The following is an 11,570-nucleotide window of genomic DNA, read 5'->3' as shown; positions in this document are numbered from 1 at the left end:
AGGACTATCAGTGATGAGACACACGGGCGTGCAGCTTGCATAGTAACGGCAGCGGCTACACGACCCAAAAGGCGATCACGCAAAGTGATCGGATGGGTGGTCGGGGTGGCGGGATTTGAACCCACGGCCTTCCGCTCCCAAAGCGGACGCGCTACCAAGCTGCGCCACACCCCGTCTGGTGCGACACGTAGGGTACATGCCCGCAGGCAGCACGGCTGCCGCATTTCCCGAGCACCGGTGCGGTGTCGGCGTCCGTACGGATGGGGTGTGCGGTGAGGGGGGCCGACCCGCTAGGATGCCTGCAGTGCCGCGGTCGGCTGACCTGCGGCGCGTTGTGTGCGGGCGTAGCTCAATGGTAGAGCCCCAGTCTTCCAAACTGGCTACGCGGGTTCGATTCCCGTCGCCCGCTCTGTACGGCGAAGGGCCCGGTTCCTCGGAACCGGGCCCTTCGTGTTCCACAGGTCGCGTACGTCCGCTCTTGATCAGCGCCGAGACCGGCCGGTCAGAACTGGATCTCGTTGATGGTCTGGGCTATCGAGTCCAGGAAGCGCTGTATGTCGTCGGCCATGCCGGTCGAGGCGAGGAAGAAGCCGAAGAGGACCGCAACGATCGCGGGGCCCGCCTTGATGTTCCCTGCCCTGATCATCACCACCAGGATGATCGCCAATAGCAGCACCACTGACAGCGAAATGGCCACAACTGATCACACCCTCGGTCGGTCCGCTCTCCCGGCCTGGGATGCAGCCCGCACACCCCCGGCAGAACCATCGTGCCACCAACACGGCCCCGGTATGCGGGCCGTGACGCATCGTCCGCCACACCCGTGTCCGACAAGTCCGGATCCGTCCGGGCGTGCGCACGCCCCTGTCACAACCGGCGACACAATTCGACAGTCAACTGCGCAAGGAATTCGACTGGTTCGTTTCCGTCTTCGCACAACGCGTTCGCAGGGAATTCGATTTGTTGCACATAAAGAGAGAGGAAGCGGACATTCCGTCATCCACCGCGTTGATTCACTGTGTTGACCATCACGTCGTCCGCCATGCCAACTCTGCGGAAACACGGGTAGGCGCGACGGAAAAGCAGGAATGACGCCGAGGGTTTTACGGAAACCCGCAGACGACGCTAGGGTGCCTCAGATGTTTCGACAGCGCGACGCCTTCTTCGACAACGCCAAGTATCTGGCGATCGTCCTGGTGGCCGTGGCCCACGCATGGGAGCCGTTGAAGGGGGACAGTCGGACCCTGGAGGCCGCGTACATGGTCGTGTACGCGTTCCACATGCCGGCGTTCATCGTCATCTCGGGCTTCTTCTCCCGCAGTTTCGACATGCGCGCGGACCGGCTCCAGCGGCTCGTCACCGGTGTCGTGGTGCCGTACATCGTCTTCGAAACCGCCTATTCGCTCGGCGAGCGCTACTTCGGCGACGACCCGGAACAGAAGATCAGCCTGCTCGACCCCTGGTATCTGACCTGGTTCCTGATCGCGCTGTTCATCTGGCGGCTGACCACCCCCATCTGGAAGCTGGTGCGGTGGCCGCTCCCTCTCGCGCTCGGTATCGCCATGCTGGCGTCCGCCACCCCGGGAATCGGCGACGACCTGGATCTGCAGCGGGTGTTGCAGTTTCTGCCGTTCTTCGTGCTGGGCCTGTGTATGAAGCCCGAGCACTTCCGGATGGTGCGCCGGCGTTCGGTGCGGATCCTGTCGGTGCCGGTGTTCGCGGCCGCGGGTGTCGTCGGCTGGTGGGCGGTGCCGCGGATGAACACCGGCTGGTTCTACCACCGGGACGCCGCGCAGGAACTGGGCGCGCCCTGGTGGACCGGGCCGGTCATGGTGCTCGCGCTGTTCGGCTGCTCGCTGTTGCTGACGGCCTGCTTCTTCGCCTGGGTGCCGGGCCGGCAGATGTGGTTCACGGCGCTCGGCGCGGGCACGCTGTACGGCTATCTGCTGCACGGCTTCCTGGTCAAGGCCGGTGGGTACGGCGGCTGGTACGAGCACGCCTGGCTGCACCGGCCGTACGGCGAGATCCTCGTGAGCGTCCTCGCGGCCGTCACCGTCACGCTGCTGTGCACCAAGCCCGTCCAGCGGGTCTTCCGGTTCGCGATGGAGCCGAAGATGGAGTGGGCGTTCAGGCGGGACGCCGCGGACCTGGCGCGCGAGCGCGAGCGGGCGCGGGAGAAGCAGCTGCAGAAGGCGGACGCCTAGTCGTCCGGCAGGCCGAGGAGTGTGCGCATGCGGGCGTACTTCTCGGTCAGTCGGGTGCGGGTGGGCTCGTCGAGGCGTGCGAGGCGGGCCGGGTCCGCGTTGTGGGCCAGGTCCGCCTCCTTGACGAGGAGTGCGCCCGGCGTGGCGAGGATGCGGGCGGCGTACGCCTCCGGTGACTCCCCCGCCCGTTTGGTGACCGCGCGCACCACGTCCTTCGTACGGCGGCTCAGCGCGGCCTCGTGCAGCCACTGCTCGGACAGGGCCTCGTCCTCGACCGCGTCGTGCAGCCAGGCCGCCGCGATCTGCTCCTCGTCACCGCCACGGGCACGGACGCCGTCGGCGACGGCGGCGAGGTGTTCGGCGTAGGGGCGGCCGGCCTTGTCCGTCTGCCCCTGGTGGGCGGCGCGGGCGACGGCCTCCACTTCGGCCAGGGTGAGGTGCGGGTTCTCGGTCACTCGTCGAGTGTCTCAGCGGGCCGCCGCCGCCAGGGCCGTCGGGCCCTCACGGCAGATCAGCAGGAGGGCTCGGTCGTCGTTGACGTCCTTCGCCACCGCCTCGATGAGGTGCCAGGCGGCGCCGTGGAAGCCGCCGGCGACATAGCGGTCGGCCTCGCCGGTGAGGCGGTCGAGGCCCTCGACGATGTCCCGGTCGGACGTTTCCACCAGACCGTCCGTGAACAGCATCAGCACGTCGCCGGGCCGCAGCGAGCCCTTCACCGAGTCGAACTGGGCGCCTTCGTACACACCCAGCAGCGGCCCCTCCGCCGCCTTCTCCTCCCAGCGGCCGCTGCCCGCGTTGAGCTGGAGGCCCGGCGGATGGCCCGCGGAGTACAGCTCGTAGTCGCCGGAGTCCAGCTCGAGGACCAGGTGGATCGAGGTCGCGAAGCCCTCGTCCCAGTCCTGGCGGAGGAGGTAGCCGTTCGCCGCCGGGAGGAAGGCGTGCGGCGGCAGCGAGCCGAGCAGACCGCCGAAAGCGCCCGACAGCAGCAGGGCGCGCGAGCCGGCGTCCATGCCCTTGCCGGAGACGTCCGTGAGGACGACCTCCAGGGTGCGGCCGCCGTTCGTGCGGGCCGCGACCACGAAGTCGCCCGAGAAGGACTGGCCGCCCGCCGGCCGCAGCGCCATCTCCCGGTGCCAGCCCTGCGGCAGCTTCGGCAGCTTGCTCTGCACCCGGATCCGCTCGCGCAGGTCGAACAGCATGGTGCCGCCGCGCCGCCAGGGCACGCCGACCCGGCTGCGGAACTGCGCGATCAGCAGCCCGAAGAAACCGCACGCGGCCACCACCAGGACCACGCCCGGGGTGACGCGTGAAGGCCCCTCCGTGTACGGGCCCAGCTGTATCGACTCCACGATCAGCGCCGTGGCCGCCGCCGCGTACAGGCCGAGCAGGCTCGCCGGACGCAGCAGCAGACCGCCCGCGACGATCGGCAGGACCAGCGCGGCCGGGGAGCACCACACCGAGTTGGCGAGCGTGATCATCGTGATCAGCGGGACGGTGAGCAGCAGTCCGGCCAGCGCGATCCAGTCCGAACCGTCGCCGCGGAAGTAGTCGACGGCGCTTCTGCGCACGCCGACGCGGGCCCGGTGCCACCTCATCCTCAACCGGGCCGGGAACGTATCGGCCGCCGCGCGCCGCTCTCGTCCTGCTGCCATTAGTTCGGGACCCTATCCATCGGACCAGCTGCTTGGCACGGGAGGTCCCACTTGTCCCCCGTCCGAGGCTCGACTCCACAGTGAACTCCACGGAAAGCCGCCGCGCCGCCGTCCGGGAGAAATTCCCTCGCTCGTCCCGCAGCGCCCTGGTAGGCATGGGCTCATGGCGACAAACTTCGCGGCAGGCCCGGGGGCAGAGCTACGGGTGCTGCGGCAGGACGAATGGGGCCGGTGGTACGACACCCTGATCCGCGCCTTCGGTGGCATGCCGGAGTCGGCCGAGGAGCGGGAGCTGTGGGACGCGCTCACCGAGTACGACCGGTCCCTCGGCGCCTGGGAGGGCGACGCCTGCGTGGGGACGGCCGGGGCGTTCACGTTCCGGCTGAGCGTGCCCGGCGGGGCGCCGGTGCCGGCGGCGGGCATCACGATGGTCAGTGTCGCCGCCACGCACCGGCGGCGCGGGGTGCTGACGTCCATGATGCGGCGGCAGTTGGACGACATCCGCTCCTGGGGCGAGCCGCTGGCGGTGCTCACCGCCTCCGAGCCGGCGATCTACGGCCGGTTCGGGTACGCCGCCGCGACGTTCGGGCTCAGCGCCGAGATCGACACGAGTCGGGTTCAGCTGTCGGTGCCGGCCGGCACCGATGACGTACGACTGCGGTACGCGGCGCCCGCGGACGTGCTCGACGCGTGCGAGGCGGTCTACGCGCGGCTGGTGCCCCGGCGTCCCGGGATGCTCGCGCGGCAGCCGAGCTGGGAGCGGGTGGGGCTGCTCGACCCGGAGAGCGAGCGGGACGGAGCGTCGCCACTGCAGTGCGTCGTCGCCGAACGGGACGGGGAGGTCACCGGGTACGCGCGCTTCCGAATCAGGCTGGGATGGGGCGTGACCGGGCACAACGGCACGGTGGCGCTGGCGGATTCGGCCGCCCTCGACCCGGTGACGGAGGCGGCGCTGTGGCGGTTCCTGTTCGGGATCGACCTGACGACGACGCTGACCGTGCGCGGGCGGCCGGTCGACGACGCGTGGCAGCACCTGGTGTCCGACATCCGGCGGTGCCAGCCACGGCTGCGGGACTCGCTCTACGTACGGCTGGTGGACGTCGGGGCCGCGCTGGAGGCGCGTACCTATCAGACGCCGGTGGACGTGGTGTTCGAGGTGGCGGACGACTTCTGCCCCTGGAACGCCGGGCGTTGGCGGCTGACGGGAGACGCGAAGGGAGCGTCGTGTGTGCGTACGTCGGATGCGGCTGACCTCGCCTTGTCCGTACGGGAGTTGGGGGCGGCGTATCTCGGCGGGGTGAGCCTCGGGTCGCTGGCGGCGGCCGGGCGGGTGCGGGAGCTGCGGGCGGGGCGCTGGCGGAGGCGTCGGTGGGGTTCGCGTCCACGGTGGCGCCCTGGCTGCCGCACGGGTTCTGACGCGGGGTCAGCCGCGTTACGGCGTCTGGCACTCCGGGCACCAGAAGAGGTTGCGGGCGGCGAGATCGGCGGTGCGGATCTCGCCGCCACAGATGTGGCAGGGCAGATTGGCCCTGCGGTAGACGTAGACCTCGCCGCCGTGGTCGTCGACGCGCGGCGGGCGGCCCATCGCCTCCGGGGTGTGCTCGGGGCGGACGGTGTCGATGCGGTTGTTGCGGACACCCTCGCGCATGAGCTCGACGAGGTCCGCCCAGATGGCGTCCCACTGCGCGGGGGTGATGTCCTTGCCCGCGCGGTACGGGTCGATGCGGTGCCGGAAGAGAACCTCGGCACGGTAGACATTGCCGACGCCCGCGATGACCTTCTGGTCCATGAGCAGGGCGGCGATGGTCGTACGGCTGCGGGAGATCCGCCGGTAGGCGAGGTGCGGGTCGGCGTCCTCACGCAGGGGGTCGGGGCCGAGGCGGTCGTGTATCGCACGCTTGTCGCCGTCCGTGATCAACGCACAGGTCGTGGGGCCGCGGAGATCGACGTACGACGCGCTGTTCGCGAGGCGGAGGCGGACGGTGTTCGTGGGCGGGGTGGGGGCGCCACCGAAGGTGACCTTGCCGAAGAGGCCGAGGTGGATGTGGATCCAGTCGGTGTTTTCGGGGGCGGGGTCCCGGAAGCCGAGGAAGAGATGTTTGCCGTGGGCGTCGGCGGTGTGGAGGGTTGAGCCGTCGAGGAGGGCTGCGGCGTCGGAGAACTTGCCCTGAGGGCTGGTGATGTGGACGGGGCCGCGGTTCTTGAAGCGGGCGGCGTAGTCCTGGGCCAGGCGGTGGATGGTGTGGCCCTCCGGCACGGGGCGGCTCCTTTCTTACGCGGTTGCCTCCGGTTTCTTACGCGGTTGCCTCCGGGTGGGTGAGGGATGGGGCGTTGCGCTTCCGCGGGGCTCGCCCACTCACCCGCCCGACTCGGTCCGTTCAGGGTGAACGCCCCTGGGGCTCCGCCCCAGACCCCGCCTCGCCCACCCACCCGACTCGGTCGGGAGAGAAGTGCCCCTCGGCCTGGGGCTCCGCCCCAGACCCCGGCGGGGACTGCGTCCCCTGCACCCCTCGCGGGGCTTCGCCCCTGCACCCCTGCGGGGGGTGTCCCTGCATCCCTCGTCCCTGCACCCCTGCCGCACTGCGTCCCTGCGGGGGTGCGTCTCCGCACCCCTGGGGGACTGCGTCTCCGCACGCCCCTCGCGGGTGTCCGGCACTCCGTCGCCGGGCTCCGCCCTGGCCGGGCAGTTACTGCTGAGGGTGGTGCGGCGGGATCGGCGGGAGTTCGCCGGTTGCCTCGTAGCTCTTCAGCATCTCGATGCGGCGTTCGTGGCGTTCGTCGCCCGAGAAGGGGGTGTTCAGGAATGTCTCCACGAACTTCGTCGCCTCGTCGAGGGTGTGCATGCGCGCGCCCACCGCGACCACGTTGGCGTTGTTGTGCTGGCGGCCCAGCGACGCCGTCTCCTCGCTCCAGGCGAGCGCCGCGCGCACGCCCTTCACCTTGTTCGCGGCGATCTGCTCGCCGTTGCCGGAGCCGCCGATCACGATGCCGAGGGCTTCGGGGTCTGCGGCCGTGCGCTCGGCGGCGCGGAGGCAGAAGGGCGGGTAGTCGTCCTGGGCGTCGTAGATGTGGGGGCCGCAGTCGACGGGGTCGTGGCCGGCCGCCTTGAGCCACTCGACGAGGTGGTTCTTGAGTTCAAAACCGGCATGGTCGGAGCCGAGGTACACGCGCATGGAAACGAGTGTGTCATGCCGGTTTCGAGGCGGGCGCGCCGGGTCAGCGAGGCGGAAAGTGTGAGTAACGCTACAGAATCTCAAGAAAACCTCAAGTAACGATCCGGAATCAAAGGTTCCCGAATTCGTTCACCTCCGATTCACTGGACCGATTCGTACACCCCCCGCACACCGCTCGGGCGGGTTCGTACGGGGAAACTGCTCGACCGGCGCAAAGGAAACCCGTCCCATGACTTCGCAGCCGACCCTGACGAAGGCCGGAACCGGCCCCGGAGGCACTGGCGACCCCGGCCACGGCCTCCAGGCCGGGCTCAAGAACCGTCATCTGTCGATGATCGCCATTGGTGGTGTCATCGGCGCAGGCCTGTTCGTCGGATCCAGCTCCGGTATCGCCACCGCCGGCCCCGGCATCCTCCTGTCGTACGCCCTCGTCGGCACGCTGGTCGTGCTCGTGATGCGGATGCTCGGTGAGATGTCCGCGGCGAATCCGACGTCCGGCTCGTTCTCGGCGCACGCCGACCGCGCGCTCGGGCCCTGGGCCGGGTTCTCCATCGGCTGGCTGTACTGGTTCTTCTGGGTCGTCGTGCTGGCGGTGGAGGCGACCGCCGGGGCCGCGATTCTGGAGGGGTGGATTCCCGCCGTGCCCCAGTGGGGGTGGGCGCTGATCGTGATGGTGGTGCTGACCGCCACCAACCTCGTCTCCGTCGGCTCCTACGGCGAGTTCGAGTTCTGGTTCGCCGGGATCAAGGTCGTCGCGATCGGAGCGTTCATCGTCATCGGCGGGCTCGCCATCTTCGGTGTGCTGCCCGGGGCCGACAGTGAGCAGGCCGGGCTCTCCAACCTCACGGAGCACGGCGGCTTCCTGCCCAACGGGCCCGGCGCCATCCTCACCGGTGTGCTGCTCGTCGTCTTCTCCTTCATGGGCAGCGAGATCGCGACCCTCGCGGCCGGCGAGTCCGAGGACCCGCAGCGGGCCGTGACCAAGTCGACCAACAGCATCATCTGGCGTATCGCCGTGTTCTATCTGGGGTCGATCTTCGTCGTCGTCGCCCTGCTGCCCTGGGACTCCCCCGCCATCGCCGAGAAGGGCTCCTACGTCGCCGCCCTGGACTCTCTCGGCATCGCGCACGCCGGTCAGATCATGAACTTCATCGTGCTGACGTCGGTGCTGTCCTGCCTCAACTCCGGTCTCTACACCGCTTCCCGGATGGCGTTCTCGCTGGGCGAGCGCGGGGATGCGCCGAAGGCCTTCGCACGGACGACGGGTCGCGGTGTGCCGCGGACGGCGATTCTCGTCTCCGTCGTGTTCGGGTTCGTGGCCGTGTTCTTCAACTACAAGTTCCCGGACTCCGTCTTCCTGTTCCTCGTCAACTCCTCCGGGGCCGTGGCGCTGTTCGTCTGGCTCGTCATCTGCTTCTCGCAGCTGCGGATGCGGAAGATCATCCAGCGGGAGGCACCGGAGAAGCTGGTCGTGCGGATGTGGCTGTACCCGTACCTGACCTGGGCGACGGCCGCGCTGATCGTGTTCGTGCTCGGCTACATGCTGACCGACACCGAGCACGACGGACGCAAGACCGTGCTGCTGTCGCTGCTGGTCGCGGCCGTGGTGCTGGCGATCGCCGTGGTCCGGCAGAAGCGCCGGGGTGCCGTCGGTGCTCCCGACAAGGTGTCGGTGGGCGACTGACGCGCCGCCTCCTCAGTGGTGGTCGAGGGCCCCGTGGCGTCGCGCCGCGGGGCCCTCGGCTGTGTGGGGCGTCCGATGTGCCTCACAGCAGGGTGAAGCTCTTCTTCACGTCCTCGTAGATCGCGAGGGCTTTTTCCTCTCCGGTCGGCTGGTACCAGGTGTTGATCTGGTACGACTTCCCCTTCGCGTCGAAGCCCAGCAGGCGGGCGTGCCAGGGGACGCCCTCCAGCCTGAAGGTGTACTCCCACACCACCGCCGGGTGGCCGCGGAACGTCGTCTCCTCCAGGCGGATCTTCCGGTAGTCCTGGCCCTGGTGGGCGCCTCGTTCCGAGGTTCGCCAGGAGTCCATGAGGTCGCCGCGGGCGAGGGAGGACTTCGCCACGAGTTCCTGGGTGCCGTCCGGGGAGGTGTAGTGCACCTCCGCTCCCGTCTTCACGTCCCGGCGCCAGCCCTCGGGTGTCGTCCACGCGAACCCTCCGGCCTCCTCCCGCGCGCCCGGCGGCAGGGTCGGCGGCCTGGAGGTGCCCTCGACGGTGGGCGACGAGGAGTACGCGGAGGAGGCGGGGGGCTTGGTGTCCGTCCGGGTGTCGTCCGGTGACTCCGCGGTCGCCGCGAGGACGATCCCGGCCACCGCGGCGGCCGTGAGCACGCCGGTGGCGGCCACCAGCGTGGTGCGGCGCCGGGTTCGCCGGGGTGGCGCGGACGGGACGGCGGGGCCGGGCAGTTCACTGCCCGGCGGTATCGCGGCCGGTCGCCGTTCCGTCACCGCCTCGGCCCGCAGGAGTGAAACGCCCGCCGGGCGGGGCCCCTCGGGGGGTGGGCGCAGGTGCGGCGGCTGTACGAGGAGCGGTGTCGGCTGCTCCTGGGCCGGCTCCGGCGGCTCCGGCACGGGGTTCGCCACCGGTTGCGGCGCCGGATGCGCCACCGGTTCCGGTACCGGATGCGCCACGGGTGCCGGCTCCGGTACCGGGTTCGCCGCAGGTTGCGGCTCCGGCAAGGGCACCCGCTCCTGCACTGCCCCGGTTCCCGGCGGCGTCGGCTCCGGCAAGGGCACCGGCCCCGGCACCGCCCCCGGTCCCATCACCGTCGGCGTCGGCTCCGGGAATGCCACCGGCCGCAACGCCGTCTCCAGTTCCTCCAGCGCCGGTCGGGCGGACGGCTCCTTCTGCAGGAGAGCGGCCAGGATGTCCCGCAACGTACCTGCCGCGGCGGGGAGTTCGGGTTCCTCGTAGAGGACGGCGTGCAGGGTGGCCAGGGTGGTGTCGCGGGAGAAGGGAGAGCGGCCGGCCAACGCCGCGCAGAGGGTGGCGCCCAGGGACCAGACGTCCGAGGGCGGTCCCTGCGGGCGGCCGGAGACCCGTTCGGGGGCCATGTAGTCGGGCGAGCCGACCAGCATGCCCACCATGGTGAGCGCCTTGGCGTCCTGGATCGCGGCGATGCCGAAGTCGGTGAGCACGATCCGCCGGGCGTCGTGCTCGACCAGGACGTTGCCTGGCTTGATGTCACGGTGCAGCACTCCGCGCGCATGCACCTGGCGCAGCGCCTCCACCAGGCCGAGTCCGGTCCGTGCCGTCTCGCGCGGTCCGAGCGGCCCGTCCTCGGCCATGATCCGTTCCAGGGAGCGGCCGTCGACCAACTCCATGACGATCCACAGGCGTTCGCCCTCGTCCACGACGTCATACACGCGCACCACGTTGGGATGGTCGATGCGGGCGGTGGCCCGGGCCTCGCGCAACGTGCGTTCACGGCGGGTCCGGGCGTCCTCCGCATCCAGGCCGTCGATACGCATTTCCTTGACGGCGACCGGCCGGTCGAGCATGTCGTCGGCGGCCCGCCACACCCGCCCCATTCCCCCCTGGCCGATGCTCTCGACCAACCGATAACGCCCGGTCACCAATAACCCTGGAACACCGCCACTTCGCGTATTCCCCGGCAATTCGCTGCACCCCCTCGACAACCCCATGACTGAAACACAATGACCACACTTCAGGCCGTACCAGCATAGTGCGGAGAAATCTTGTGGTACCTCTTCAAGTACTGCGAATTCAGGCGCAGCCAAGGGGGACGAACATGAGTGCTCGCCGTACGACGACAATCGCGGGATCGCTGGTCGCGGCATCTTTCTCGGCGGTGATGATCCTTTCCTTCACCGCCGGTGCGGACGATCAGGGACCCGGAAGCAGTAAGGGGGGAAAGGCCGTCGACGAGGCACCGGCAGGGGTGGAACTGAGCACACTGCTGCCCGAGAAGATCTCGGTCGACAACGGTTCGGAGGAAACGGAGATCACCGCCACGGTGAAGAATGAGGGGACTGCTGACAGCGGGCCGATCAGGCTCTGGGTCGTCGGTTTCGACGGGCTGACGGTCAGGAATGTCCCAGGCTGCTCCCCGATCGCCGAAAAAGATCTGCCCGAGGGTTCGAACAGCGGATTCAGCTGTTCGCTCGACAGTCTCGCCGCCGGTGCGTCGAAGTCGTACGACGTCGACGCGACCTACGACCTGGGCAGGACCGGGAAGATCTGCCTGCCCGTCCAGAACGGTGACGGAAGCAAGACGTTCTGGCAGCAGGGCCCGGTTCCGTTCGGTACGGCGAACCCGTCGCCGAACGCCCCGGCCACGCCGCTGCTGCTCGGCACCGACAACAAGCCCGTCGCGCCGGGCGGCGACGAGCTGCCCAGGACCGGCGTCGGACGGGACGTCCTGCCGCTGGCCGCGGCCGGCGGGGCGCTGGTCGCGGCCGGAGCGGCGGGCCTGTGGTGGTCGCAGCGGCGGCCGAGGCGGCAGCAGGAGGGATGAGCACCAAAAAACACCGACCGGGGCGCGGTTTCCCGCGCCCCGGTCGGTGTCCGGCGAGACT

General features: G+C 69.7%; 10 protein-coding genes, 2 tRNA genes and 1 pseudogene. 6 read left to right on the top strand and 7 right to left on the bottom strand.

What is annotated here, in order from left to right; translation table 11 throughout:
* Positions 1–97: 97 nt before the first annotated feature.
* Positions 98–174: transfer RNA gene (locus tag StrepF001_RS35695), tRNA-Pro, on the bottom strand.
* 164 nt (positions 175–338) lie between these two features.
* Here StrepF001_RS35695 and StrepF001_RS35690 point away from each other — a divergent pair.
* Positions 339–409 (top strand) — tRNA-Gly (locus tag StrepF001_RS35690).
* 93 nt (positions 410–502) lie between these two features.
* Here the strand turns inward: StrepF001_RS35690 and StrepF001_RS35685 are convergent.
* Positions 503–697 carry a hypothetical protein gene (locus StrepF001_RS35685; protein ID WP_129802323.1) on the bottom strand — a complete coding sequence of 65 codons (195 nt, stop codon included), beginning with the start codon at positions 695–697 and terminating at the stop codon, positions 503–505.
* Positions 698–852: 155 nt separating this feature from the next.
* On the opposite strand from StrepF001_RS35685, the gene StrepF001_RS35680 reads away from it, so the two are divergent.
* The gene (locus StrepF001_RS35680) at positions 853–1,092 is read left to right on the top strand and encodes a hypothetical protein (RefSeq protein WP_129802322.1); all 240 of its coding nucleotides are present in this window, start codon (positions 853–855) and stop codon (positions 1,090–1,092) included.
* 47 nt (positions 1,093–1,139) lie between these two features.
* Positions 1,140–2,204: an acyltransferase family protein gene (locus StrepF001_RS35675; RefSeq protein ID WP_240797820.1), complete on the top strand. Its 1,065-nt coding sequence runs from the start codon at positions 1,140–1,142 to the stop codon at positions 2,202–2,204.
* Here the strand turns inward: StrepF001_RS35675 and StrepF001_RS35670 are convergent.
* Positions 2,201–2,659, bottom strand: a complete 459-nt coding sequence (locus StrepF001_RS35670) for an HD domain-containing protein (RefSeq protein ID WP_129802320.1) — start codon at positions 2,657–2,659, stop codon at positions 2,201–2,203. The genes StrepF001_RS35675 and StrepF001_RS35670 overlap by 4 nt on opposite strands.
* A gap of 12 nt (positions 2,660–2,671) precedes the next feature.
* A complete protein-coding gene (locus StrepF001_RS35665; RefSeq protein ID WP_129802319.1) occupies positions 2,672–3,856 on the bottom strand; it encodes a PP2C family protein-serine/threonine phosphatase in 1,185 nt (394 codons plus the stop codon).
* Positions 3,857–4,019: 163 nt separating this feature from the next.
* Here StrepF001_RS35665 and StrepF001_RS35660 point away from each other — a divergent pair.
* A pseudogene (locus StrepF001_RS35660) lies at positions 4,020–5,272 on the top strand (GNAT family N-acetyltransferase).
* Positions 5,273–5,288: 16 nt separating this feature from the next.
* On the opposite strand, the gene StrepF001_RS35655 reads toward StrepF001_RS35660, so the two are convergent.
* Both StrepF001_RS35655 and StrepF001_RS35650 read right to left on the bottom strand, forming a co-directional pair.
* Entirely contained in the window at positions 5,289–6,113 is an 825-nt protein-coding gene (locus StrepF001_RS35655) for a DNA-formamidopyrimidine glycosylase family protein (RefSeq protein WP_129802318.1), read from the bottom strand.
* A 430-nt stretch (positions 6,114–6,543) separates the two neighbouring features.
* On the bottom strand, positions 6,544–7,029 hold the full coding sequence (locus StrepF001_RS35650) for a ribose-5-phosphate isomerase (protein ID WP_129802317.1): 486 nt from the start codon (positions 7,027–7,029) through the stop codon (positions 6,544–6,546).
* A 229-nt stretch (positions 7,030–7,258) separates the two neighbouring features.
* Here StrepF001_RS35650 and StrepF001_RS35645 point away from each other — a divergent pair, with 229 nt between their 5' ends.
* Positions 7,259–8,713: an amino acid permease gene (locus StrepF001_RS35645; RefSeq protein WP_129802316.1), complete on the top strand. Its 1,455-nt coding sequence runs from the start codon at positions 7,259–7,261 to the stop codon at positions 8,711–8,713.
* Positions 8,714–8,795: 82 nt separating this feature from the next.
* Here StrepF001_RS35645 and StrepF001_RS35640 read toward each other — a convergent pair whose 3' ends face one another.
* Positions 8,796–10,610, bottom strand: coding sequence for a serine/threonine-protein kinase (locus tag StrepF001_RS35640; RefSeq protein ID WP_276322867.1), 1,815 nt, complete (start codon positions 10,608–10,610; stop codon positions 8,796–8,798).
* A gap of 173 nt (positions 10,611–10,783) precedes the next feature.
* Here StrepF001_RS35640 and StrepF001_RS35635 point away from each other — a divergent pair, with 173 nt between their 5' ends.
* Positions 10,784–11,509, top strand: a complete 726-nt coding sequence (locus tag StrepF001_RS35635; protein WP_129802314.1) for a hypothetical protein — start codon at positions 10,784–10,786, stop codon at positions 11,507–11,509.
* Positions 11,510–11,570 lie beyond the last annotated feature (61 nt).

It is taken from the genome of Streptomyces sp. F001 (assembly GCF_004187715.1).
In the GTDB taxonomy this organism is placed as follows: domain Bacteria; phylum Actinomycetota; class Actinomycetes; order Streptomycetales; family Streptomycetaceae; genus Streptomyces; species Streptomyces flavusporus.
This window is presented reverse-complemented; position numbering and strand designations above follow the sequence as displayed.